Origin of the sequence: Streptomyces sp. Alt3, from assembly GCF_030719215.1 — a bacterium.
Taxonomy (GTDB): Bacteria; Actinomycetota; Actinomycetes; order Streptomycetales; family Streptomycetaceae; genus Streptomyces; species Streptomyces glycanivorans.
In genome coordinates, this window is record NZ_CP120983.1 from 6,401,110 (window position 1) to 6,424,613 (window position 23,504).

Here is a 23,504-nt window from a genome sequence, read left to right on the forward strand (position 1 = left end):
CCCCGCACCGCGCACACCACTGACCTCCCCCCACGTACGCGTACAGAATCCGAGAGAGAAGAGCCGACATGAACATCTCGAAGACGCTCCGGGGGCGTGCCGCGACCGCGGTGTCCCTCACCGCGGTCCTGGCGCTCGGTGCCACCGCCTGCGGCGACGACGGCAGCAGTTCGGGCACGGAGGGCAGCGGGAAGGGCGAGATCACCTTCTGGGACAACAACGGTGGCCCGCGCACCGCGATCTGGACCGAGATCATCAAGGACTTCGAGAAGAAGAACCCCGACATCGAGGTCAAGTACGTCCCGATCCCGATCGCCGACGTCCAGTCCAAGTACGACACCGCCATCGCCGGCGGCGGGCTGCCCGACGTGGGCGGCGTCGGCACCGCCTACCTGGCCAACATGGTGTCCCAGGAGGCCCTGGAGCCGATCAGCAAGCGGCTGGACAAGTCACCGCTGAAGGGCAGACTCGTCGAGAGCATGGTCGAGAGCGTCAGATCCGCGGCCGGCCGCGGTGACGACATGTACACCGTGCCGACCTCCGCGAACAACGGCGCGCTCTGGTACCGCACCGACCTGTTCGAGCAGGCCGGCCTGGAGGCGCCGACCACCTGGCCCAAGTTCTACGAGGCCGCCGACAAGCTCACCGACGCGAAGAACAACAAGTTCGGCTACACCATCCGCGGCGGTGCGGGCTCCATCGCCCAGGCCCTGGACGCGATCTACGGCCAGACCGGCATCACGGAGTTCTGGGACGGCGGGAAGACCACTCTCAACGACCCGAAGAACGTCGCGGCACTGGAGAAGTACGCCGCCCTCTTCAAGAAGACGACACCGGCCGCCGACGTCAACAACGACTTCACCAAGATGGTCGCCCAGTGGGACACCGGCACCATCGGGATGCTGAGCCACAACCTCGGCTCCTACCAGGACCACCTGAAGGCGCTGGGCGAGGACAAGTTCGCCGGCATACCCGCGCCCATCGGCGAGGGTGGCACCCGCGTCCAGGTCTCCAACCCCGTCGACGGCCTCGGCCTGTTCCGGTCCAGCAAGAACAAGAACGCGGCCTGGAAGTTCATCGAGTTCGCCGCCTCCCACGAGTCGAACAGCAAGTGGAACGAGTCCGCGGGCGCCATCCCGGCCAACACCGAGGCGGCCAAGGATCCGTGGATCTCGGAGTCCGAGCCGACCGCGCTCGCCGCGAAGGCCCTCACCGACGGCTCCACCGAGATCGTCGACCTGCCGTACTACCTGCCCGACTGGAACAACATCAGCAAGGCCGACAACGAGCCCGAGTTCCAGAAGCTCCTCCTCGGCAAGGTCACGGCCAAGGCCTTCCTCGACAAGATGGCCGACGAGCTGAACGCCGCCCAGAAGGAGTGGGAGGAACTGGGCAACGGCTGACCCGGTCGTCACCACGGCCGACACCCCGATGACCGGGGGGCCGGCGGCGGTCCGGGTCGCACCCCGCCGCCGGTCCCCCTCCCACGCACCACCTCCCGCGTGTCCTTGAGAGAGGCAGTCATCCTGTGTCACTCACCCGCAGACGGACGGCAGCCGCGCTCCTCGCGCTGCCCCTCGCCCTCAGCGCCACCCCCGCACTCGCCCACGGCGGCGGTGGTGGCGGGGGCGGGCCCCGGCCCCGGACGCTCCACATCGCGGGCGACTCCACGGCGGCTCAGAAGTACGCCGACGCCGCGCCCGAGACCGGCTGGGGCATGGCCCTGCCCTTCTTCCTCGGCCGCTCGCTCGACATCGCCAACCACGCGGTGAACGGCCGGAGTTCCAAGAGCTTCATCGACGAGGGCCGGCTCACCGCACTGCTGGACGGCGTCCGCCCCGGCGATCTCGTCCTCATCCAGTTCGGTCACAACGACGAGAAGACCGAGGACCCCACCCGGGGCACCGACCCCTACACCACCTACCAGGAGTACCTGCGCCAGTACGTCGAGGGCGCCCGCACCCGGCGCGCCGAGCCCGTCCTGATCACCCCGGTCGAGCGCCGCCGCTTCGCCGAGGACGGCACCGCGAAGCCCACCCACGGCGAGTACCCGGCCGCCATGCGCGCCCTGGCGTCCGAGGAGGGCGTCACCCTGCTCGACGTGCAGGCGCTCTCCCTGGCCCGCTGGCAGCAGCTCGGCCCCGACGGGACCCTGCCGTACTTCAACTGGCTCGAGCCCGGCGAGTCGCCGAACCACCCCGACGGCAAGCAGGACAACACCCACTTCAGGCCCGACGGCGCCGTCGAGGTGGCCAGGACCACGGCCCGCGCCCTCCTGGACACCCGCACGCTCTCCCCGCGCGACCTGCGCCGCCTCGACGAGCCGGTACCCGGCTCGTGGATCACCTGGCCGCAGGCCTGATCCCCTCCGCACCTCCCGGGCGCCGCCTTCCGCGCTCACCCGAGCACCCTCCGCGTACGACAGACAAGGATCCGCCATGCCCGCACGCATGAGACACGTCCGCGCCATCGCCGTGGTGATGGGCGCCACCTCGCTCGCCCTCGCCGTGAGCGTGCCCGCCCAGGCCACCACCCACCACGGCAGGGGCGTCGAGCGCTCCGTGCTTCCCGCCGGTGACGGCTGGGCCTCCGCCGACGGCTCCACCACGGGCGGCGCGGACGCCACCCCGGAGCACGTGTACACCGTCACCAACCGGGCCGAGCTCATCGCCGCCTTCGCGGACGCCGGTGACGCGCCCAAGATCGTCAGGATCGCCGGTACCGTCCACGGCAACTCCGACGCCGCCGGCACCCCGATCGGCTGCGAGGCCTACCAGCAGGACGGCTACACCCTGGAGAAGTACCTCGCCGCCTACGACCCGGCCGTCTGGGGGACCGACGAGGTCCCGGCGGGCCCGCTGGAGGACGCACGGGCCGCGTCCGCGAAGCTGCAGGCGGCGGCGGTCAACGTCAACGTCCCCTCCAACACCACGATCGTCGGCGTCGGCAGGGACGCCACGGTCATCGGCGCCAGCCTCCAGGTGAAGAACGTCTCCAACGTCATCGTCCGCAACATCTCGTTCGAGGACACCTACGACTGCTTCCCCCAGTGGGACCCCACCGACGGTGACCAGGGTGCCTGGAACTCCGAGTACGACAACCTCGTCGTCTACGGCTCCAGCCACGTCTGGGTCGACCACAACACCTTCAGCGACGGTGACCGGCCCGACGCCGACCAGCCCTCCTACTTCGGCCAGATCTACCAGCAGCACGACGGCCTCTTCGACATCGTGCGTGGCGCCGACCTCGTCACCGTCTCGTGGAACGTCCTCAAGGACCACGACAAGACGATGCTCATCGGTAACAGCGACGGCGCCGGCGCCACCGACCGGGGCAAGCTCCGCGTCACGCTGCACCACAACCTCTTCAAGGACGTGAAGGAACGCGCGCCCCGCGTCCGCTTCGGCCAGGTCGACTCCTACAACAACCACTTCGTCGCCACGACGGGCGCCGCCTACGGCTACACCTACGGCATCGGCGCCGAGTCCAAGCTCGTCGCCGAGTCCAACGCGTTCACGCTCGGATCCGGCTTCGACAAGGCGAAGATCCTGAAGAAGTGGTCCGAGTCCTCCCTCACGGCGGGGAACAACTACGTCAACGGACGCAAGACCGACCTGATCGCCGTCCACAACGCGGGCGTTCCCGCCGAGCAGCTCACCGCGGGCGCCGGCTGGACCCCGACGCTGCGCACCGAGGTCAGCCACCCGCTCGTCGTCCCGCTCCTGGTGGGCCTCGGAGCGGGCGCCGGAAAGCCGCTGGTCCGCTGACCCGCCCCCCTGATACCGGCCGGAGCGGCACCGCACGCTCTCCAGCACCCCGGAGAGCGCCGCTCCGGCCCCACCACCCCCGCACAAGGAGTTCCGCCATGCCCAGCAGACGCAGCGCGCTGACCCTGCTCGCGGGGGCGGGCGCCGCCCTCGCCCTCGGCGCACCCGCCGCCCACGCACGGCCCGCCCACGCCCGTCCCTTCGGCCGCTACGGTTCGCCCTCCCGACGGCTCGACGCCCTGACGCTGTACGTCGATCCGCTCGGCAGGGGAGACCACACCGACGTGCGGTCCGCCGTCGAAGCCGCGTCCGGCACCGGCCACACCCTGGTCCTCGCCCCCGGCACCTACCGAGGCACGGTCCTCGTCACCGCTGCCCGGGCGGAGCTCACCGTCATCGGAGCGAGCGGCGACCCCCGCGACACCGTCATCGTCCACGACAACGCCGCCGGCACGCCCAGGCCCGACGGCTCCGGAACCCTCGGCACCAGCGGATCGGCCACGGTCACCGTCCAGGCCGCCGGCTTCACCGCCCGCGACGTGACCTTCGCCAACGACTGGCTGCGCTCCGACAACCCGGAGTACACCGGCACCCAGGCCGTCGCGATCAAGGTCCAGGGCGACCGCTCGGCGTTCCACGGCTGCCGCTTCCTCGGTCACCAGGACACCCTGTACGCCGACTCCCTCGCACTCAGCGCCTTCGCCCGCCAGTACTACCGCGACTGCTACGTGGAGGGCGACGTCGACTTCGTCTTCGGCCGTGCCACCGCCGTCTACGACCGCTGCCACTTCCGCACCCTGAACCGCACCGACCTCGCCGCGGCCCCGTACGGCTTCGTCTTCGCGCCCAGCACCGCCGGAGCCAACCCGCGCGGCTACCTGGTCCTGCGCTCCCGGATCACCAGCACCGCCCCGGACGCGTACTACAAGCTGGCCCGCCCCTGGGTGCCCTCCTCCGACCTGACCGCACACCCGATGCTGACCGTCCGCGACAGCCACCTCGGCGCCGGCATCGACGCGGCCGCGCCGTACGGCACCATGTCCGCGGGCTTCCCCTGGCAGGACCAGCGCTTCGCCGAGTACCGCAACACCGGCCCCGGCGCGCGCGTCACCGTCCCCGGAAACCGCCCGCAGCTGACCGCGTCCCAGGCCCGCGCGCACACCCCGGCCGACTGGCTGGGCGACTGGCACCCCCACGCGTGAATCCGGGGGACCACCCGGCGGATGCCCCGTCCCCTCCCTGATCGGGGTCCGGCCCCGATCAGGCAGGGGACCCCCGGCGCGGCGCTCCCTCACCTCTCCGTCACACCACCGTGTGCACCGCGCGTGTGCCGCCGTCCAGGCCCACCGGGTGGTGGAGCAGCCCCGCCGAGGCCAGCCAGTCGAACGGGCGGTAGACCGCCGGGCCCAGACCCAGGCCCTCGGCCAGCTGCTCGCGCAGGCGGTTGGAGGCGAAGGCACCGATGACGTTCATCTGTGCGTCCCGGTAGTGGCGCTCCACCTCGTGGCCCTGGGTCACGCCGAAGGCCCCGTGGATCTGCACCGCCCGCTGGGTGATCTCCACGGCGAGCTCGGTGGCGTACACCTTGAGCATGCCGATCAGCTGCCGCGCCGGACTGCCCGTGGCACGCTCACGCAGGGCCCGGCGCGCAAGCACGCGCGCCGCGTCCAGCTGTGTCCGTGAGTCGGCCAGTTGAGCTTGAACACCCTCCATGTGCGCCAGTGGTCGCCCGAAGGAGACCCGCGCCTGGGCATGGCGCACCGACGCCGTCAGTGCCGACTCGGCGGTCGCGATCGCCGCGATCGACACCAGCAGCCAGCCCCATGTCATGCCGTCCGACAGGGCCTGGAACGGCACCGGGACGACGTCCGCCTCAGGGACGTACGCGTCCGAGAGGACCAGCCCGCCCCAGGGCATCGCGCGCAGGCCCATGTGCGGGGTCTCGTAGCGCTGCACGCCCGGCTGACGCAGGTTCACGAAGGCCAGGCACCAGTCCGGGCCGTCGTCCCCGGGGCCCTTCTCGCGGCGGGCCAGGGTCACGGACAGGTCCGCGGTGGGGGCGTTGGTGATACGGGACTTCTCGCCCCGGATGACGTACCCGCCGCCGGGCCGGCCCGAGGGGCGGACCGTGGTCCGGTACGTGCTCGCGTCGCTGCCGGCCGTCGGTTCGACGATGCCGAAGCAGGCCGTCCCCTCGCCGGACAGCAACGGGCGCAGCAGCCGGCCGTGTTCACGGAGACTGCCGTACGTGGCGATGAGGCTGCCGCACAGCAGCGCCGACACCGTCGCGGACCAGTACGTGCCCGAACAGGCGCGGGCCAGTGCTTCCATGGCGTCGAACTGGGCGTCGGCGTCGGCGCCGGATCCGCCGGCCTCCGGCGGATGGAACAGTCGCAGATACCCGCTGTCGACCAGTTCGTCCCAGTTCGCCGCCGGTATCCGGCCGTCGCTGTCGGTAGCCGCGGCCCTGGACGCGATGCCGGGGAAGGCCGGTGTGTTCTCTTCGGAGCGGGGTCGGTCGTTCATGGTCCTCACCTTCAGCCGAGTCCGAGCATGGAAGCCGCGACGACCGGACGCAGCACCTGCGCGCCGCCGCCGGTACGGGACAGGAACAGGGCGTCGCGGTGCGCCCGTTCGGTGAGACCGTCTCCCGTCCCGGCGAGAGGCCCGGTCAGACCGGCAGCCGCCCGGGTGACCCGTTCCGCCGCATCGGAGACGAACAGCCTTGCCGCGGCCGCCTCCTGGAGCGGAAGCGCGCCGCCGTCGTCGAGCCGCGAGGCGGTCTGGCGCAGCAGGCCCTCGGCGAGTTCGACCTGGGTGGCGAGGTCGGCGAGCGCGAAGCGGGTGGCCTGGTCGTGGGCGAGCGGGCGGCCGAAGAGCTCCCGGCCGCGCGCGGCCTCCAGGGCGTCCCGGGCCAAGGCACGCATCACGCCGAGCCAGGGCGCACTGCAGTACACCCAGTCCAGAACCGCGAGCAGCGGCTCCACCTCGGTGGCGGCGCCCTCCACGGCGCCCAGGACCGACCCGTCGTCCACCTGGGCACCGTCGAGCAGGAGGTGTCCCCACGGGCAGGTGTGCATGGCAGCCGGGCCGCCCTCGGTGACCAGCAGGCCCGGCGTGGCCCGGTCCACCAGGAAAGCGGTGCGGCCACCGCCCTGGTGTGCGGCGACCACCAGGAAGTGGTGGGCGACCGGCGCACCGGCCACCAGGTCCAGGCGGCCCGTCAGGAGCCAGGCGTGCTGCCCGGGTGCGGGGCGCGCGGTGACGGCGGGGGCCACGGCGCCGCCGTGCGTCTGGCGCAGCGACAGCGCGCCGAACCACTCGCCGGAGGCCATTCGCGGCAGGTAGCGCTCGCGCTGGCGCGGCGTGCCGTGGGCGCGCAGAGGGACCGTTGCCAGGACCGCGTGAACGGCCACGGCCAGGGCCAGCCCGGGATCGCGGGAGCCCTCGGCAAGCCCTTCGAGCAGAGCCAGCCCCTCGGCCGCGGTACCGCCGCCGCCGCCCAGCGCCGCGGGCACCAGGGGGCCGGTCAGGGAAGGTCCGGGCTCCGCGCGTGCCAGTTCGGCGAAGAGCGCGGGGTCCCAGGCCCGGTGACGGTCGCGCTCGGCCGTCGTCGGCCAGGCGAGCAGGCCGGCCAGTTCACGGGAGCGTGCGAGCGGGCCGGCACCGGGGCCGGCGGCGGCCTCCAGGTCCGTACGGAGTTCGGGCTGTGCGAGCACCATTGGATCTCCCCTCGTTCACGGGGCCTTCCCGGCCCCGGCCTGCACGGGTTTCGAAAAGGACGTCCTTGAATTCGCGTACGTGGCATTCCTGGGCGACAGGGGATTCATGAACGCGAGTCATGAAGGCCGTCCGGCCGGGAATGCGGTCACCATAGTCGGGTGGCGACGGCTTTCTCCGGCCCCGGGCACCGAATTATCGGACGAATGAGCGAAGCTTTACGCAACTCGACGCTGTGTCATCCGGATCGCGTCGGTGCCGACCTGCCCTGACGTTCCTTGGCGGGACTTGACACGATGTGCATTGCCCCAGCCCACCGGGCCCTTGCATCATTTTGTCCAGCGCTCCACGGCGTGCCGCTCGAGCAGGATCGTCTCCCCAGGATTCCAGTGGCCGCCAATTCGGCATCACGCACAGGAACGTCCGTCGAAACGCCGTTCCAGAAATCCTGAAAGAGAGGGAACGCGCCATGGCAGCAACCCCCGAAGAGGTTGGTCTTCACGTACCGCCCCATCTGTCCGACGCGACCCTGCGCGACTCCGCGCACATGGCGGGCGTCGAATTCGAGCCCCGCGACGCGGCCGACATCGCCCGTCTCCTGGTCAGGACCGGCATCGACCTCGTCGAGGTCGGCATGGTCTCGGGCCCGGGCTCCAAGGACGCCGCCCTGATCGAGGCCACCCACGACGCCATCGGTCCCGAGCGCAGCATGACGCTCCTCGTGGTCCGGGACCGCCATCAGGTGGCCACCGCCCTCGACGAGGCCGAGCGCCTCGGCGTGCGCCACATCATGTACTCCATCCCCACCTCCGAGCAGCACGCGAAGCTCAAACTGGACTCGCCGAGCGCCAAGCTCCTCCACGTCGTGGCCCGTTCAGCGATATCCCAGGCCAAGGACCGCGGATTCCACGTCACGTTCAGCGGCGAGGACGGCGCGCGCACCCCCAGGGAACGGCTGGTCCCGTACGTCGAGGCCGGCTTCGAGGCCGGAGCGGACCGGTTCCGGCTCGCCGAGACCGTGGCGTACCTCTCGCCGTGGCAGATGGAGGAGGTCATCTCCGACATCACGGCCATCGACGGCTCGGAGATCGAGATCCACTCGCACAACATGCTGGGCATGGCCGTGGCCAACTCCCTGGCCGCGGTCCGCGCCGGTGCCCGCTGGATCTCCGCGACCGTCGGCGGCATAGGCGAGCGCGGCGGCAACGCGCCGCTCGCCGAACTGCTCACCGCCCTCCGCGTGATCCACGACGATCGGCGCTTCGACCTGAGCCACCTGACCGAGCTCTCCCGCATCGCCCTGCGCGGCGCGGGCCTCGGCGAGGCCTTCCAGTCAGGCCCGACCACCCCGCACGCCTTCGCGTACGAACTGCCCGGCCAGCTGCTCCACCCGGAGGCGTACGAGACGCTCCCCGCCGAACTCGTCGGAAACCGCCGTGAACTGAGGGTCCGGACCCGGCTCACCGGCGCCCTGGTGCGCTGGGCGCTCGACGACTCCGGGGTCACCGTCGACGTCGACACCTTCACCCCCTGGCTCGTGGCCCGGCAGGAGGACGAGGGCGCGCCGCTGCTGGACCGTGACGCCATCCGCAAGGCCGCGGTCGACTTCCAGAACGTCTGACCCGCACCACCCCGCCCAGTCACACCCGTACCCGTAGAGGAGCCCACCCATGACCACCGCCACCCTGACCGGAGCCTGCCCGGAGTGCGAGACCGGTCTCACCCTGCCGCCGATCCTCGTCGGCGAGACCCTGTCATGCCCCGAGTGCATGCTGACGCTGCGTGTGGAGGCCATATCCGACGGCGAGCTGACCCTGGAAATGGTCGAGGTCACCCTGCGCGACTGGGGCCAGTGAGATGGGCGCGAGGGTTGCTGTTGTCGCGGACCGGGTCGGCTGGGAGGAGCGCCGGCTGATGCTGACGGCCGAAAAGGCCGGGCTGCACATCGACTGGGTCAACGACGAGGATCTCGGTCTCGGCTCCATCGACTCCTCCCCGCTCGCCGGCTACGACGCCGTCCTGGTGCGCAGCCGCAGCTACACCCGCGGCGGACTCGTCGCCACCCTCGTGGAGGCGGACGGCACCCCCGTCCTGAACACCGCCGCCGCGATCCACGCATGCGAGAACAAGCTCGTCCTGCGGGCTGTGCTGCGCGAAGCGGGTGTCCCCGTACCGGACTTCCGCCTCGTGCTCTCCCGCAAGGACTACGCGAAGGCGCTGGCCGACCTCGGCACCCCCGCCGTGCTCAAGCCCGTCTACGGCGGAATGGGCAAGCGGGTCACCCTGGTCCGCGACGCCGACCTGGCGCACTCGGTGTACGACTACGTCGAGGACCTGGGACACGCCTTCGAGCAGGCATGCCTGGTCGAGCCCTACCTCGGCGGCGGTTCCGTGCGCTGCCTGGTGGTCGGGCGGGAGATCGTCGCCGCCGCCGAGTTCGAGAGCGCGGGCGCCGACTGGCGAAGCAACGCCGCCCTGGGCAACCGGAGCCGCTCCCTGGCGCACGATCCGGACGTGGCCAAGGTCGTCGACGCCGTCGTGGACCGGCTCGGTCCCGGCATCTACGGCGTCGACCTGTTCCGCACGGAGTCGGGCCACCTCGTCAACGAGGTCAACCACGCGCCCGCCTGGCGTGGGGTCGCCTCCACGACGGACACCGACATCTCCTCCGCCGTCATCCGCCACGTACAGGAGACCCTCGAATGATCCGAGCAGGAATCGTCGGAGCCTCCGGACTCGCCGGCGGTGAACTCATCCGGCTCGTGCTCCAGCACCCGGAACTCGAACTCACCTACCTGGGCGGCAACTCCAGCGTGGGCCGCCGCCCCGCCCAGCTCCACCCCGGGCTGCGCCTCGACTTCGGCCTCACCGTCGAAGCGGTCGACGCGAACCGGATCGCCGAGACCTGCGACGTGGTGTTCCTGTCCACGCCCGCCCCGGTCTCGGCCCGGCTGGCCGCCGAGCTGGCCGATCGTGTCGCCTGCGTGATCGACCTGAGCGGGGCGTTCCGGATCCGCACCCCGGAGCTCCACCAGCGCTGGTACCCGAAGGTGCCGCGGACCACCGAGCTCGCCGACCGCTTCGTATACGGAGTGCCCGAGCTGATCGGCGAGAGCCTGGAGAACGCCGCGCTGATCTCCGTGCCCGGCTGCTACGCCACGGCCCTCACCCTGGGGCTGGCGCCCCTCACCCTGGGGCTCGGCCTGCCCCTGAAGACCGTCGTCGTGGACGGCAAGAGCGGCTCCAGCGGCGGCGGCCTCCAGATGAGGGTGCCGGACCTGCACCCTCTGCGCAGCGGCGCCATCGCCCCGTACGCGCCCACCGGGCACCGGCACGCGGCGGAGGTGAGTGACTTCCTGGAGCGCGGCAAGGCAGGTGAGGTCGGCTCGCTGTCCATGTCCGCGTACGGCGTGGGTCACGTGCGCGGCCTGATGACCAGCGCGTACGTCTTCACCGACGCGGAGGTCACCGAACGCGAGCTGCAGCGCGCCTACTCACGGTTCTACAAGGGCCACCGGTTCGTGCGGGTGCGACGCCACACCGAGACCCTCATCCCGGTGCCCGACCCGCAGGCAGTCATCGGTTCCAACTACTGCGACGTGACGGTCCTGCACGACCCCGAAGGCGAGCGGATCGTCGTGCTGTCCGCACTGGACAACCTGCTCAAGGGAGCCTCCGGGCAGGCGGTCCAGGCCCTCAACCGGCGCTTCGCCCTGCCCGAGGAGACGGGCCTGACCATGCAGCCGGTGATGCCGACATGACCGCTGCCGGCCCCCGAACCGCCCCCACCGTCGTCAAGCTCGGCGGCAGCTGCCTGGAGGACCTGGCCGACAGCTGGTGGGACGACCTCGCCGAGCACGGCGGGACCCGGCCCCTGGTGCTGGTGCACGGCTGGTCCAAGCCGCTCAGGAAGCTCGGCCCCCGCTACCGGGAGCCGTCCGCGATCCTGCGCGACCGCTACGGCAACCAGAGCCGCTGGACCACACCCGAGGTCATCGCCGACATCAAGACCGTCAGCGCCGAGCTCGGCGAGGACGTCCTGGGCCGCCTGGAGGCGCGCGGCATCACCGCCGAGCGGGTCCTCGGCAGCGACGGCCTGGTCACCGCCGGGCCCGGCGAGCGCCTCTGGTGGAAGGACAAGCAGCTCGTCGAGCTGGAGAACCTCGTCGGCCCCATCACCGACGTGGACGCCTCGGCCTTGAAGAACCTCCAGCCCGGTCACGCCCACCTGGTCACCCCACTGGCCAGGGACACCGAGGGGCGTGAGGTCAACACCGACGGCGACCGGGCGGCCGCCGCCGTCGCAGGGGCCGTCGGCGCCCGTGACCTGGTCCTGGTCACCGACGTCGCCCATCTGCTGATCGACGGGGAACCTGTCCGCGAGATCTCCGCCGACGCGGCGGCGGCCTTCCGTGACAAGGGCGCCACCGGCGGCATGCGCAAGAAGCTGCGTGCCGCGGGCGAGGCGCTGGAGCGCGGTGCCGGACGCGTCGTCATCGGCAGCGCCCCCGTCAGCGAACTGCTCTCCGGCCGTGCCGGAACCGTCATCACGCGAACCTGAGGAGCCCGACGTGGCGAAACCCCGCGTGCTCGTTGTCAACAACGGGACGCTCTCGCTCAAGCAACTGCGCGCCCGACTGGAGGAACTGGGCTCCGACACCGACCCGGTGACGGTGGCCGGCGTACCCGCCGGTCTCGGCGGCCGCTACCAGGCGATCGTGCTCAGCGGCACCAAGGTCCGCGCCTACGACCAGGAGTACTACAAGCCGCTGGTGGACCTCGTCCTCGGCTCCGACGTGCCGGTCCTCGGCATCTGCGGCGGCATGCAGATCCTCGCCGTCTCCCAGGGCGGCGTCCTGACCGAAGGGCCGCAGCGCGTCGGCGGCTTCGACGCGAGGGTCGACACGGAGGAGCCGCTGTTCACGTACGTCAAGCCGACGGTGACGGTCTTCCACCGGCACACCCTGTACCTCCAGCAGGCCCCGCCCGGCTTCCGCACCATCGGGCGATCCGAGCACGCCCCGGTGGAGTTCCTGCGCTCCGACGACGGCCGGATCCTGGGCGCCCAGGCGCACCTGGAGTTCCGCGCCGACGGCCGGGAGATCCTGCGCGGCTTCACCGACCTGTACCGCTGAGCACACCCCGCACCGCCGTATCACCACACCTTCTTGCTCACCACTGGAGAAGACACATGACTGACTGGGAAGCACGCGAGCCCGCCCTGACCGCTCACCTGAACGGTGCCGGCGGTGACATCAAGGGGTGGGTCGTCGTCGACTCGCTCGTCGACGGCCTCGCCATGGGCGGCACCCGGATGACGCCGGGGGTCACCGAGGCGGAAGTGGCGGGTCTGGCCCGTGACATGACCGTCAAGTTCACCCTCGCCGGTCTGCGTATCGGCGGCGCCAAGGCAGGCATCGTCGCCGACGGCTCCGACCGCGGGACGACGTTCCGCACCTTCGGGCGTACCGTCAAGCCGCTGCTGCACGGGGGGATCCACCTCGGCATCGACATGGGCGTCACCCCCGCGGACCGGGCGGTGTTCTTCGAGGAGGCCGGGTACGACCCGCGGTTCCGCCTCGGCGCGCCCGACATGCCGATCGACTGGCGCACCTACTACGAGCCCCTGATCGACTGCACCGGTCACGGCGTCGGTGTCGCCGCCGTCACGGCCCTGGAGGCCGGCGGGCGAGCCGGACCGGCCCGGGTCGTCATCCAGGGCTTCGGCGCGGTCGGCCGCGCGGTCGCGAGCTTCCTGGAGGAGCGAGGTCACGTGGTGGTGGCCGTGGCCGACGCGGCCGGAACCATCAGCGCCGACCGGCTCCCGGTGGCCGAACTGATGGCCGTCACGGACGAGTTCGGTGCGATCGACCGTGCCCGGCTGCCCTCCGGCGTCACCGTACGAACCGACTCGGACGCCTGGCTCGACGTCGAGGCCGACCTGCTCATCCTCGCGGCCCAGAAGCACGCGCTGAACGCGGAGAACGTCCACCGCCTGCGCGCCGGCCTGGTCGTCGAGGGCGGCAACATCAGCTCGTCCGACGAAGCCCGCGACAAGGCGGCCGCCGCCGGGGTCCTTCTGGTGCCCGGCGTCATCGCCAACATCGGCGGTGCCGCGTCCGCCGCGCTGGCCGTCACCCGCGTGGTGCCGTTCGAGCTGGAGGCCGAGGCCCGCAAGGCATGGGTCTTCGACTGGGTCGGTGACCGGGTCCGCCGGAACACCCGCGACCTGATCGACATCGCCGGCACCACGGCGGGCAACCCGCTGCCGGAGCTCCTCGGGGCGCGCCGCGAGGAGCTGTCGCGATGACGTCGACCACCGCCGCCCTCCTGGCCGACGCATCGGCCGCGGACCGGATGGCGGAGTACCGGCGGCGCGGCTGGTGGCGCGACGACACCTTCCTCGACGACCTGCGCGGCCAGGCCCGCCGCAGACCCCGAAAGCTCGCCATCGCGGGCCGCCGCCTGGACGAGGCCCGCACCGACACGCTCGACTACGCCGAGCTGTCCCGGCTGACCGACCGGTTCGCCGGGGGCCTGCTGGAGCTGGGGGTCAAGCGCGGCGACGTGGTCGCGGTGCAGCTGCCCAACCGCTGGGAGATGGTTCCGCTGATGTTCGCCTGCATGGCGGTCGGCGCGGTCATCTGCCCCGTCGCTCCGGTCTGCCAGGCCGAGGAGCTGCGCCACCGACTGGCGCTCACCGAGGCCAGAGTGTGCGTCACGCTCCCCGAGTGGGAGGGCTACCCGCTCGCCGAGACCGTCTGCGGACTGCTCGGGGAACTGCCCCTGGAACACGTCGTGGTCGTCGACGGCCCGGGCCCCGAGGGCACGGTCGACTTCCACGAGCACTTCGTCTCCCAGCACTGGGAGGAGCAGCTCATGGGCGACCTGGCAGGCCGTCAGCTCCGGCCCGACGAACCGTTCGTGGTGCTCTTCACCTCCGGTACGACCGGGTTCTCCAAGGGAGTGGTGCACAGCCAGAACACCGTGCACTCGGGCGTGCGGGGGTACGTCGACACGTTCCTGCTCCGCGACGACCTGGTGGTCGCGGTCACCACCCCGCTGGTGCACTACTCCGGCTTCGGCCAGGGTGTGCTCGCCGGAGTGATGCTGGGCGGCACCATCGCCTTCCAGGACGGCCCCGACCACGCCGGCCTGCTCGACCTGGTGGAGCGGTACGGAGCGACCCTCCTCTACGGCCCGCCGCCCACGCTCTCCGGCGTCGCCCGTGCCCAGAACGCCGATCCGCACGACGTCTCCAGCCTGCGTCACACGGTCACCGGCGCCGCGCCGGTGCTGATGGAGCTCGTCGACGAACTGCGTGAGACGTTCGGCGCCCGCACCTACTCGGTGTGGGGCATGTCCGAATTCGGACCCGTCACCATCAGCCGCCTGGACTACAACCAGGACTGGGCCGCGCACAGCCACGGACGTCCGATCGACTCCATGGAGATCCGCATCGACGTGTGCCACGATCCGGGCCGACGTGCCTCGGTGGGCCGGCTGCGGGTGCGCGGGGCGTCGCGGGCGCTGGGCTACTTCAAGCAGCAGGAGCAGTTCGACTCGGATCTCACCGACGGCGGCTGGTTCGACACAGGGGACGTGGCCCGCGAGGACGGGCGCGGTGGCATCCGGATCCTCGGCCGCTCCAAGGACACGATCCTGCGCGACGGGATCGTCGTCCCGATCGCGGAGCTGGAGGCGATCATCTCGCGCCACCCCAAGGTGGCCGAGGCCTCCGTCGTCGGACCCACCGGCCAGGTCGACGACCCGATCCTCGCGGTCGTCATCCCGGTCGGCGGTGTCCGTCCGACGCTGGAGGAGATACGCGCCCACCTGCGCCGGGCCGACCAGGACGACCGGTTCCTCCCGGACCGCCTGGAGCTGACCGACACCCTGCCCAAGACGATCACGGGCAAGGTCCGGAAGATCGAGCTCAGGAAGCTCTACGCACACTCCTGAGCCTCCCGCACAACCGCCGAAACCCCTTTCCCGCCCAACCGTTGGAGCCTCGGATGCCTCATCCAGCGCCGGTGACGATGTCGCCGACACTCGCCGCCGACGAGGCGCTGATCCGCCGGCGGCTGGCCGGCGAGCAGGTCCTGTCCCTGGCCGGCGGGGAGATCGGGCTGCCCGTCATGCCCGAGCTGGCGGAGCGGCTCGCGCTCGCCGCGGACCGCAACGCGTACGGTCCCGTCGCCGGGGATCCGGCGCTGCGCATCGCGGCCGCCGGCTACTGGGAGCGGCGTGGCCTGGCCACCCACCCGGACGCGGTGGTGGCGGGGCCGGGCAGCAAGCCGCTGCTGTTCGCCCTGATGTTGGCCGTCGGCGGGGACGTCGTGGTGCCGGTGCCGAGCTGGGTCAGCTACGCGGCCCAGGCCCGGCTGGGCGGACTGCGCCCGGTCCCGGTCGCCACACGGGCCGGTGAGGGGGGCGTCCCGGACCCCGGGAGGGTCCGGGACGCCGTGATCCTCGCCCGGGCGGCCGGGCACGATCCGCGCTGCGTGGTGGTCACGCTGCCCGACAACCCGACGGGCACGATCGCCTCGCCGGCCACGGTCGAGGAGCTCGCCGAGGTCGCCAGGGAGCTGGACCTGGTGATCGTCTCCGACGAGATCTACTGCGACCTGGTCTACGACAGCACCAGGCCGGCTGTCTCCCCGGCCGTGTTCGCACCCGAGCGCACGGTCGTCACCACAGGGCTCACCAAGAGCCTGGCGGTCGGCGGCTGGCGCCTGGGCGTGGCCCGGCTGCCCGAAGGTCCGCTGGGCGAACTGGTGAGGACGCGCCTGCTCGGTGTGGCCAGCCAGATCTGGTCCAGCACCGCGGCACCCGTGCAGGCCGCGGCGGCCTGGGCGTTCACCGAGCCACCCGAGGTGGTCGCGCATGTCGCCGCCGGCCGCAGGCTGCACGAGACGGTGGTCCGCGCCGTGGGCACGCTGTTCACCGAGGCGGGCGCCGAAGTGGCGCCGGTCCGTGCGACCAGCTACCTCTACCCCGACTTCGAGGCCGCGAGGGACCATCTCGCCCGGGTCCACGGGATCCGGGACGGTGACGGCCTGGCCGTCACACTCGGCGAGCGCTACGGCGTCGGGGTGCTGCCCGGCTCGGCGTTCGGCGAGCACCCCCGGCCGCTGCGCGTCCGGGTGGCCACCAGCCGCCTGTACGGGGAGAGCGACGCCCAACGTACCCGTGCCCTGTCCTCCGCCGACCCGCTGCGACTGCCGTGGATCAGCGCGTCCCTGGAGCGCGTCGCCGAGGTCCTGGCCGACCTCACCGGCGTGTGCGTCACCCCGCCCACCCGCTGAGACCGCCCGCCGCTCCTCCCGTCACCACACATCTCTTCTCTCCCAGGAGGCTCAGTCCGCCATGTCCATCCTCTTCGAAGCCGAGTACCGAGGACGTCGTTACGCGGGAGCCGGAGTCCCCGAATCGGGCCGGCCCCACACCCTGCACGCAGTCGAGGAGGGGCAGCTGCGCGCCGCGTTCCTCGCGGGCGGTGCCGAAGCGGCGCTGGCCGCCGCGACGAGCGGCGGCGAGACCGTGTCGGTCACCCCCGGTGACCCCGGACTGCGGCTGCTCCCGCCGCTGCTGCCCACAGCCACCGGCAACGCGCTGGTCAACGGATTCATGGGCACGCACCGCTCCAAGTTCGACCGCGACCCCGAACCCGACGAGGAGTTCGTGGCCCCGAACTACTACATGAAGGGCTTCGGCTCCTGGCTGCGCGTGTCCGACGAGCCGCTGACCGTCCCCGCCGACCCGATCTGGCTGATCGAGGAGCCCGAGGTGGTCCTGGTGTACGTCAACGGCGAGGACGGCACCCCGCACTACGCCGGCTACACCTTCGGCAACGACCTGAACGACATCGGCCTGCACCTGAAGAACCCCTGGGCGTACACCCCGTACGCCAAGCTCTGCGAGACCTCGGTGCTCCCCTGGCTGTTCCTGGACGCGCCGCCGCAGAGTGTGACGGGCCGGGTCGTGGTGGAGCGGGACGGTGCCGCGGTGTGGGAGGGCCCGTTCTCCTGCGGCGCCGACTCCATCTTCCACCGGTTCGAGGACATGGCGGAGCACCTGTTCTCGTACCCCCTGCTGCGGCAGGCCGGGCTGGTCACGTACACCTTCCTGGGCGCCGACAAGGCCACGTACCACGACGGGTTCCGCATCGAGGACGGCGACCGCATGGTCCTCGACGTGACCAGCCACGGTGTGGTCCTCGCCAATACCGTGCGGTACGGAACTCAGACCGCGACCGCCTTCTCCGGCTCGTACCTCCCGCCGTCGTCGCGCCCGTCCGTGTCGCGCACGGCGTCGAGGTAACCGGAGATCGCGTCCCGGTTACGCGTCAGGCACCGGATGCGCTCGGTCATCCGGTCCCGCTCCCGCTCCAGGAGCTCGATGGTCTCCGGCGCCGCGTCCGGCACATGGATCATCCGCGGATCGCTGATGCAGGGCAGGACCTTCTTGATCGCCCGCGTCGGTAGTCCGGCCTCCAGCAGGCCGCGGATCTGCAGGACCCGGTCCACCGTCCGCTCGGCGTAGTCGCGGTAACCGTTGGGCGTCCGGTCCGACACCAGCAGGCCCTGTTCCTCGTAGTAGCGGAGCAGCCTCCGCGGAGTCCCGGTGCGCTCGGACAGTTCCCCGATACGCATGTGCCCCTCCTTCCCGGCCCGTCCACCCGACCGACTTGACATTCACATCAATGTGAGGGTTTGAGGATTCAATCATGTCAACATCCCCATCAGATCTGCTGGACGACACCTCCCCGGCACCCGAGCAGCGCAAGCTGCCCATGTCCCCGCTTCTGGCGCTCGCCACCGCGGCGTTCATGGGCATTCTGACCGAGGCGCTGCCCGCCGGTGTGCTTCCCGAGATGGCCCGCGACATGTCCGTCAGCGAATCGGCCATGGGCCAGGCGCTGACGATCTACGCCATCGCGACCGGTCTGTCGGCGATCCCGCTGGCCATCAGCACAGCCACCTGGAACCGCAAGAGGCTCCTGCTGCTGTCCGTGACGGCCTTCGCCGTCGCCAACACGGTCACCGCGATCTCCTCGAGCTACCCGCTGACCATGGCCTTCCGGTTGATCGCCGGTGTCGCCGCGGCGGCTGTCTGGGCCGAACTGGTCGGCTACGCACGCCGGCTGGCGCCTCCGCACCTTCAGGGCAGAGCCATCGCCATCACCATGGCGGGCGTACCGCTCGCCCTGTCGCTCGGCATTCCTGTCGGTACGTTCCTGGGCGGCCTGTTCGGCTGGCGTCTCACCTTCGGCCTCGTCACGGTCGTCTCGGTGCTCCTGCTCGGCTGGATCTGGGCCACCGTCCCGGACGCCGCCGGCCAGAAGCCCGGCGCCCGCGAACCGATCCTGAGGGCCGTCCGGCTGCCCGGCGTCGCCGCCGTCCTGTTCGTGGTCGCGGCCTACGTGCTCGCCCACAACATCCTGTACACGTACATCGCCACCTTCCTCGACACCTACGACCACGGCGACTCGCGGGACGTCGTGCTGCTGGTCTTCGGCATCGCCTCCGTGGTCAGCATCTGGGTCACGGGTGCGCTGGTGGACCGCAAGCTGAGGATGCTGACCGTCGCCAGCTCCGGCCTGTTCATCATCGCCTCGATCATGCTGGTGATCCTCGCCGGCAACCTGTGGGTCGTCTATGCCGCGATGATCCTGTGGGGCCTGGGCTGGGGCGGTGTCACCACGCTGCTCCAGACCGCCGTCACGGACGCGGGCGGCGACCGCGGCCAGGCGCTTCTGGTCACCACCTGGAACTCGTTCATGGCCGGCGGCGGCGCCGTGGGAGGCATCCTGCTCGACATGCACGGCCCCAAGTCCTTCCCCTGGAGTGTCCTCGCCCTGATGCTCCCGGTGCTTGTCGTCGTGGTCCTCGGACGACGGCACGCCTTCCCCGCGAAGCGTCCCAGCTCCGGCTGACGCCCGCCTTCCCGGTTGGACGCCCCGGCCCCCGTCCCGGGGCGTCCACCCGGCTCCGGACGCGCCACGGCCCCGACCGCCTTCACGTCCCCCGCAGGCGGGCGGGTCACGGCGCCGGAGAGGCCCCGTTCCCGGCATCCGGGAACGGGGCCTCTCCGCTGCCCGCGAAGCGGGGCGACCGGTGGTCAGCCCAGGCCGATCTGGAACCCGACGCTGCGGACGGTCAGGATCCAGCCGCTGGAGCCGAGCTTGCTGCGCAGGTTGCACACATGGGTGTCCACGGTCCGCCGGGACCAGGAACCGCCCCAGACCTCCTGCATGATGCGGCTGCGGGAGATGACGTCGCCCGGGTTGCTCGCCAGCAGGTACAGCAGGTCGAACTCCTTGCCGGTCACCTCCACCCGGCGCCCGGACACCGAAACCTTGCGCGACTCGCGGTCCACCAGCAGCTCGCCGTGGACGACCACATGGCTCTCCTGGCGGGGCGGGCGCGGCCGCACCCGGCGCATCACCGCGTCCATGCGGGCCATCAGCTCCGGGAATCCGTACGGCTTGACCATGTAGTCGTCGGCGCCGGCTTGCAGGCCGAGTACCCGGTCGAGCTCCGAGCCCCGCGCGGTGAGCGCGATCACGGGGGTGTCGTCGAACTGCCGGATGGCCCGGCACACCTCGATGCCGTCCAGATCGGGCAGTTCCAGGTCGAGCAGGACCAGGTCCGCCTCCCCGTAGGCACGCAACGCGGCGACGCCGGTCTCCGCGCTGGTCACGGCATGCCCGTGGCGCCGGAGCCCGCGCATGAGAAGTTCGGTGTCGGCCGGGTCGTTCTGCACGACCAGCACGTTCCAGCCCCGGCGTTCGTCGACCGGGCGCCTCGTGCCACTTCCTCGCCCCGTGGTGCGCGCCCGCGTGTGTACGCCGCGCGCCAGCAGGCCGGCCGGGTCGGTCATAGCCCTTCCCCCCTCGGATCCTTGGCTTTGACTCAACGACGCATCAAATTCAATACCTACAAGGATGTTTCTGTCAAAGGATTCGTAAGGGGTGAAATGTTCAACTTAGAGGCGCTGTGCGGCTTTTTGTGATGTCGAAGTGACCTGCCATGGTCGCAGTCCGCTTACGGTGGCATGTTGATAGAAGTGGATACTCGGGGCATATCGGTCAGAGGATTTAACACACTGCTGAAAATTGATTCCTCTGGGTATTTAATGTCTCCATGTCGTCGTCTCAGCCGCAGGCCTCCCCGCAGGGGTGCTCGACCGCGCACCCGCCTCCCGTGGCCTGCGGAGCCCGCAAACAGGAACGCTCCGTCCGCACCCGAAGAGCTCTCATCCACTCGGCGGCCGAGCGGTTCGAACGTCATGGGTACGAGCGGACGAAGCTGAGTGAGGTGAGCGAGGGGGCCGGGGTCACCACCGGTGCCCTGCACTTCCACTTCCGCAACAAGGCCGACCTGGCCGAGGCCGTGGAGTACGCGGCCATCCGCAACCTCTACCGTGCCGCCCGCAGGAGCCGGCGTGACCGGACCGACGCGCTGACCGAACTGACTTCCCTCTCCTATGCGTTGGCCCAACTTCTGCACCGGGACGTGGTCTCCCGGGCCGGCTTCCGGCTCAACTACGAGACATCGGGCCGCACTCGGCTGAGCATTCACCAGGAGTGGCAGGGCTGCGTCCAGCGGCTCCTCGTCCAGGCCGGCGAGGAGGCGGGGTCGCCGCTCGGCCCCCTGCCTCTCTGTGAGCTCACCGACACCGTGGTCGGGGCCACCACCGGATTCGCCCTGCTGGCCCGCGACAACCGGGCATGGCTGTCCCCCAAAGTGCTCACCGGCTTCTGGCGAGCCGTACTGCCGGGCCGCGCCCTGGAGTCGAACGCCGCTGGAGACGCTTGAACTCGGTGCTGACCCAGGCGTATCTTATGGATGTGGAGATTCTGTGGAGACATGCTCCGTGGGTGTTCCGGGCGCATGGGTGCGCCGGACGTTCCTCCAGTCCGAAGTCGCGGTCCCGGCGCGGGGAACGATGTCCGCGTCCGGGCGGGTACCCCGCCGCGCGGGCTCACAGGTGCGCGCCGCGGTGCGGTGAACCCGACATCGGGCCGCGGCCGTGCGCGGTGAGCCCGGGCAGCGGGAAGCACGCTCCGCCGGAGCCCGGAGATTTCTCCAGGGCCGCGTGCCCGGGCCCTTCGTCGCCGTTCCCGTAGTCCCGCAGGAGACGCCTCACCCACGGTGGGCCACTCGGTCCTCTCCACCCGCCTCCGGCGCCGCCGGAGCAACGGCCGAAACCCTTCCGGTCCGTTCCCGGATCGGATCCTCGTGGATGAACGCACGCCCACGGCACGGCGGGACGGTATCCGTTCCGGCCGCGGCCACCTCGTCCGCACTGTGAGGAGCCGTTCCTGCGGGAACGGCCCCGCGTGCCGTCGGGGCCGTTCCGGATAACTGCTCCTCGAAGACCCGGGAACAGCCCTGCCCGGGTGCTGAACACGCCTCACCCCGGACCCGAGCCACCGCGACGGTCCGGGTCTGCACGGCGCGAACCCGATCCCATGCGCGCCGTCCCCGCCGCACCCACGCGGAAGCGGCGACACCGCACACGAACCCGTGTTCCGAGGGCGGCCGGGAAACCAGCCGTACGTCAGCAGTGCCTAGCCCGGCCCGCTGGTGCCGCGTCATGCCCGGCGGCCCGCGGGTGCACCGACCTGCCCCGCCACGCTCTTCCTTCCGCCCCGCCCACCCCGCGCCGGCCGGGGCCCTGCACGGGCCCGCGCGCGCTCCGAACCGAGAGGGATCCCGACCATGAGCATTCCGACCATGAGTGTTCCGACCACGGCGACCGCGACCTGCCCGGTCCACCTCGACGCCTCCGGCGCCGACCCGCACGGCGAGATCGCCCGCATCCGCGAGCAGGGCCCTGTGGCCCAGGTCGCCCTCCCCGGAGGCGTCCTGGCCTGGTCCGTCACCAGCACGGAACTCATCAAGCAGCTGATGACCGATCCACGGGTCTCCAAGGACGCCCAACAGCACTGGCCGGCCTGGATACGCGGAGAGATACCCGCCGACTGGCCGCTCGCCCTGTGGGTCTCCGTCCGCAGCATGATCACCGCCTACGGTGACGACCACGTCAGGCTGCGCAAGCTCGTCGCCCGGGCCTTCACCGCCCGCAACATCAGCATGCTCCGGCCTCGCGTCGAGGAGATCACGCGGGTGCTCCTCGACCGCCTCGACGAGGTGCCCGAGGGTGCCGAGGTCGACCTGCGCGCCCGGTTCGCCCTGCCTCTCCCCGTCCAGGTCGTCTGCGAACTCCTCGGGATCCCGGAGGAGATGCGCGGACCGTTGCAGGAGATCATCGGCCTGACCTTTCTCACCTCGGTCGAGCCGACCGCGAACGGTGAGAACATCCGCGCGCTGTACGAGGCCCTGGCCTCGCTCGTGGACGCCAGGCGTGAGACGCCCGGCGACGACCTGATCACCCGTCTCGTCGCCGTGCGCGACGAACAGGACGGAACAGGCCTCACCCACCAGGAGCTCCTCGACACCCTGCTCCTGATCATCTCGGCCGGCTACGAGACCACGGCCAACCTCCTCGACCACGCGGTCCACCGCCTGCTGAGCGACCCCGCCCAGCTGGAACTCGTCCGCTCCGGCCGTGCGGCCTGGGAGGACGTGGTGGACGAGACCCTGCGTTGCGAGCCCTCGGGCTTCCACGTCCCGCTGCGTTACGCCGTCGAGGACCTGGAGATCGGCGGCGTGCTCATCGCCCGGGGCGAACCGATCCTGGTGTCCGTGGCCGGGGCCGGACGTGATCCGCGGGTGCACGGCGCCGACGCGGCCGAGTTCGACGTCACCCGGCCCACCCGCCGCGAGCACATCACCTTCGGCTACGGGGTCCACCACTGCATCGGCGCACCACTGGCGCGCATGGAGGCGGTCGTCGCCCTGAAGGCCCTCTTCGGCCGCTTCCCGGACGTGAGCCTGGCCCGCCCCGGTGAGGACCTGCCGCTGCTGCCCAGCTTCATCACCAACGGCCACCGGGAACTGCCGGTCCGTCTCGGCTGACGCGGGAGCGCCGGGCGGCGTCGTACAG

Annotated in this window: 21 protein-coding genes; 17 read left to right on the forward strand and 4 right to left on the reverse strand. The window is 71.2% G+C overall.

What is annotated here, in order from left to right:
* Positions 1–68: 68 nt before the first annotated feature.
* The 4 genes from P8A20_RS28230 to P8A20_RS28245 all read left to right on the forward strand — a co-directional run bounded on the left by P8A20_RS28230 (position 69) and on the right by P8A20_RS28245 (position 4,969).
* Entirely contained in the window at positions 69–1,403 is a 1,335-nt protein-coding gene (locus tag P8A20_RS28230; protein WP_147962852.1) for an ABC transporter substrate-binding protein, read from the forward strand.
* A gap of 125 nt (positions 1,404–1,528) precedes the next feature.
* Positions 1,529–2,362 carry a rhamnogalacturonan acetylesterase gene (locus P8A20_RS28235; RefSeq protein ID WP_147962851.1) on the forward strand — a complete coding sequence of 278 codons (834 nt, stop codon included), beginning with the start codon at positions 1,529–1,531 and terminating at the stop codon, positions 2,360–2,362.
* 76 nt (positions 2,363–2,438) lie between these two features.
* Positions 2,439–3,767, forward strand: a complete 1,329-nt coding sequence (locus tag P8A20_RS28240) for a pectate lyase family protein (protein WP_306104463.1) — start codon at positions 2,439–2,441, stop codon at positions 3,765–3,767.
* 98 nt (positions 3,768–3,865) lie between these two features.
* A complete protein-coding gene (locus tag P8A20_RS28245) occupies positions 3,866–4,969 on the forward strand; it encodes a pectinesterase family protein (RefSeq protein WP_306104464.1) in 1,104 nt (367 codons plus the stop codon).
* Between the two features lie 100 nt (positions 4,970–5,069).
* Here P8A20_RS28245 and P8A20_RS28250 read toward each other — a convergent pair whose 3' ends face one another.
* Both P8A20_RS28250 and P8A20_RS28255 read right to left on the reverse strand, forming a co-directional pair.
* A complete protein-coding gene (locus P8A20_RS28250) occupies positions 5,070–6,293 on the reverse strand; it encodes an acyl-CoA dehydrogenase family protein (protein ID WP_306104465.1) in 1,224 nt (407 codons plus the stop codon).
* Between the two features lie 11 nt (positions 6,294–6,304).
* Positions 6,305–7,489 (reverse strand): acyl-CoA dehydrogenase family protein, encoded by a 1,185-nt coding sequence (locus P8A20_RS28255; RefSeq protein ID WP_306104466.1) that lies wholly within the window; start codon positions 7,487–7,489, stop codon positions 6,305–6,307.
* Positions 7,490–7,956: 467 nt separating this feature from the next.
* Between P8A20_RS28255 and P8A20_RS28260 the strand changes: the two genes are divergently transcribed.
* The 10 genes from P8A20_RS28260 to P8A20_RS28305 all read left to right on the forward strand — a co-directional run bounded on the left by P8A20_RS28260 (position 7,957) and on the right by P8A20_RS28305 (position 17,810).
* Positions 7,957–9,108, forward strand: a complete 1,152-nt coding sequence (locus P8A20_RS28260) for a LeuA family protein (RefSeq protein WP_147964364.1) — start codon at positions 7,957–7,959, stop codon at positions 9,106–9,108.
* Positions 9,109–9,157: 49 nt separating this feature from the next.
* On the forward strand, positions 9,158–9,343 hold the full coding sequence (locus tag P8A20_RS28265) for a lysine biosynthesis protein LysW (RefSeq protein WP_147964365.1): 186 nt from the start codon (positions 9,158–9,160) through the stop codon (positions 9,341–9,343).
* Between the two features lies 1 nt (position 9,344).
* Positions 9,345–10,193 carry an ATP-grasp domain-containing protein gene (locus tag P8A20_RS28270; protein ID WP_147964366.1) on the forward strand — a complete coding sequence of 283 codons (849 nt, stop codon included), beginning with the start codon at positions 9,345–9,347 and terminating at the stop codon, positions 10,191–10,193.
* Positions 10,190–11,248, forward strand: coding sequence for an N-acetyl-gamma-glutamyl-phosphate reductase (gene argC / locus P8A20_RS28275; RefSeq protein ID WP_147964367.1), 1,059 nt, complete (start codon positions 10,190–10,192; stop codon positions 11,246–11,248). The genes P8A20_RS28270 and argC overlap by 4 nt, the downstream gene beginning before the upstream one ends.
* Positions 11,245–12,048: an amino acid kinase family protein gene (locus P8A20_RS28280; protein ID WP_306104467.1), complete on the forward strand. Its 804-nt coding sequence runs from the start codon at positions 11,245–11,247 to the stop codon at positions 12,046–12,048. Before argC ends, P8A20_RS28280 begins: the two co-directional genes overlap by 4 nt.
* Positions 12,049–12,058: 10 nt before the next feature.
* Entirely contained in the window at positions 12,059–12,622 is a 564-nt protein-coding gene (locus P8A20_RS28285; protein WP_147964369.1) for a type 1 glutamine amidotransferase, read from the forward strand.
* A gap of 56 nt (positions 12,623–12,678) precedes the next feature.
* A complete protein-coding gene (locus P8A20_RS28290; protein WP_147964370.1) occupies positions 12,679–13,797 on the forward strand; it encodes a Glu/Leu/Phe/Val dehydrogenase dimerization domain-containing protein in 1,119 nt (372 codons plus the stop codon).
* Positions 13,794–15,449: an AMP-binding protein gene (locus P8A20_RS28295; RefSeq protein ID WP_306104468.1), complete on the forward strand. Its 1,656-nt coding sequence runs from the start codon at positions 13,794–13,796 to the stop codon at positions 15,447–15,449. Before P8A20_RS28290 ends, P8A20_RS28295 begins: the two co-directional genes overlap by 4 nt.
* 53 nt (positions 15,450–15,502) lie before the next feature.
* Positions 15,503–16,795, forward strand: coding sequence for a pyridoxal phosphate-dependent aminotransferase (locus P8A20_RS28300; RefSeq protein WP_306104469.1), 1,293 nt, complete (start codon positions 15,503–15,505; stop codon positions 16,793–16,795).
* 61 nt (positions 16,796–16,856) lie between these two features.
* Complete coding sequence (locus tag P8A20_RS28305; protein WP_187282482.1) at positions 16,857–17,810, forward strand: fumarylacetoacetate (FAA) hydrolase; 954 nt, start codon at positions 16,857–16,859, stop codon at positions 17,808–17,810.
* On the opposite strand, the gene P8A20_RS28310 is transcribed toward P8A20_RS28305, so the two are convergent.
* On the reverse strand, positions 17,732–18,142 hold the full coding sequence (locus tag P8A20_RS28310) for a MerR family transcriptional regulator (protein WP_147964385.1): 411 nt from the start codon (positions 18,140–18,142) through the stop codon (positions 17,732–17,734). The two genes, P8A20_RS28305 and P8A20_RS28310, sit on opposite strands and share 79 nt — an antisense overlap.
* Before the next feature lie 74 nt (positions 18,143–18,216).
* Between P8A20_RS28310 and P8A20_RS28315 the strand changes: the two genes are divergently transcribed.
* A complete protein-coding gene (locus P8A20_RS28315; RefSeq protein ID WP_147964384.1) occupies positions 18,217–19,425 on the forward strand; it encodes an MFS transporter in 1,209 nt (402 codons plus the stop codon).
* A 185-nt stretch (positions 19,426–19,610) separates the two neighbouring features.
* Here P8A20_RS28315 and P8A20_RS28320 read toward each other — a convergent pair whose 3' ends face one another.
* The gene (locus P8A20_RS28320) at positions 19,611–20,372 is read right to left on the reverse strand and encodes a response regulator transcription factor (RefSeq protein WP_147964383.1); all 762 of its coding nucleotides are present in this window, start codon (positions 20,370–20,372) and stop codon (positions 19,611–19,613) included.
* 263 nt (positions 20,373–20,635) lie between these two features.
* Between P8A20_RS28320 and P8A20_RS28325 the strand changes: the two genes are divergently transcribed.
* Together P8A20_RS28325 and P8A20_RS28330 are read left to right on the forward strand one after the other, a co-directional pair.
* Positions 20,636–21,310, forward strand: coding sequence for a ScbR family autoregulator-binding transcription factor (locus P8A20_RS28325; RefSeq protein WP_147964382.1), 675 nt, complete (start codon positions 20,636–20,638; stop codon positions 21,308–21,310).
* A 906-nt stretch (positions 21,311–22,216) separates the two neighbouring features.
* Positions 22,217–23,476: a cytochrome P450 family protein gene (locus P8A20_RS28330; RefSeq protein ID WP_261989079.1), complete on the forward strand. Its 1,260-nt coding sequence runs from the start codon at positions 22,217–22,219 to the stop codon at positions 23,474–23,476.
* Positions 23,477–23,504 lie beyond the last annotated feature (28 nt).

Coding starts and splice junctions, on each gene's coding strand:
- P8A20_RS28230 (WP_147962852.1), top strand. CDS start 69: ATGAACATCTCGAAGACGCTCCGGGGGCGTGCCGCGACCGCGGTGTCC.
- P8A20_RS28240 (WP_306104463.1), top strand. CDS start 2,439: ATGCCCGCACGCATGAGACACGTCCGCGCCATCGCCGTGGTGATGGGC.
- P8A20_RS28245 (WP_306104464.1), top strand. CDS start 3,866: ATGCCCAGCAGACGCAGCGCGCTGACCCTGCTCGCGGGGGCGGGCGCC.
- P8A20_RS28250 (WP_306104465.1), bottom strand. CDS start 6,293: ATGAACGACCGACCCCGCTCCGAAGAGAACACACCGGCCTTCCCCGGC.
- P8A20_RS28255 (WP_306104466.1), bottom strand. CDS start 7,489: ATGGTGCTCGCACAGCCCGAACTCCGTACGGACCTGGAGGCCGCCGCC.
- P8A20_RS28260 (WP_147964364.1), top strand. CDS start 7,957: ATGGCAGCAACCCCCGAAGAGGTTGGTCTTCACGTACCGCCCCATCTG.
- P8A20_RS28265 (WP_147964365.1), top strand. CDS start 9,158: ATGACCACCGCCACCCTGACCGGAGCCTGCCCGGAGTGCGAGACCGGT.
- P8A20_RS28270 (WP_147964366.1), top strand. CDS start 9,345: ATGGGCGCGAGGGTTGCTGTTGTCGCGGACCGGGTCGGCTGGGAGGAG.
- argC (WP_147964367.1), top strand. CDS start 10,190: ATGATCCGAGCAGGAATCGTCGGAGCCTCCGGACTCGCCGGCGGTGAA.
- P8A20_RS28280 (WP_306104467.1), top strand. CDS start 11,245: ATGACCGCTGCCGGCCCCCGAACCGCCCCCACCGTCGTCAAGCTCGGC.
- P8A20_RS28290 (WP_147964370.1), top strand. CDS start 12,679: ATGACTGACTGGGAAGCACGCGAGCCCGCCCTGACCGCTCACCTGAAC.
- P8A20_RS28295 (WP_306104468.1), top strand. CDS start 13,794: ATGACGTCGACCACCGCCGCCCTCCTGGCCGACGCATCGGCCGCGGAC.
- P8A20_RS28300 (WP_306104469.1), top strand. CDS start 15,503: ATGCCTCATCCAGCGCCGGTGACGATGTCGCCGACACTCGCCGCCGAC.
- P8A20_RS28305 (WP_187282482.1), top strand. CDS start 16,857: ATGTCCATCCTCTTCGAAGCCGAGTACCGAGGACGTCGTTACGCGGGA.
- P8A20_RS28310 (WP_147964385.1), bottom strand. CDS start 18,142: ATGCGTATCGGGGAACTGTCCGAGCGCACCGGGACTCCGCGGAGGCTG.
- P8A20_RS28315 (WP_147964384.1), top strand. CDS start 18,217: ATGTCAACATCCCCATCAGATCTGCTGGACGACACCTCCCCGGCACCC.
- P8A20_RS28320 (WP_147964383.1), bottom strand. CDS start 20,372: ATGACCGACCCGGCCGGCCTGCTGGCGCGCGGCGTACACACGCGGGCG.
- P8A20_RS28325 (WP_147964382.1), top strand. CDS start 20,636: ATGTCGTCGTCTCAGCCGCAGGCCTCCCCGCAGGGGTGCTCGACCGCG.
- P8A20_RS28330 (WP_261989079.1), top strand. CDS start 22,217: ATGAGCATTCCGACCATGAGTGTTCCGACCACGGCGACCGCGACCTGC.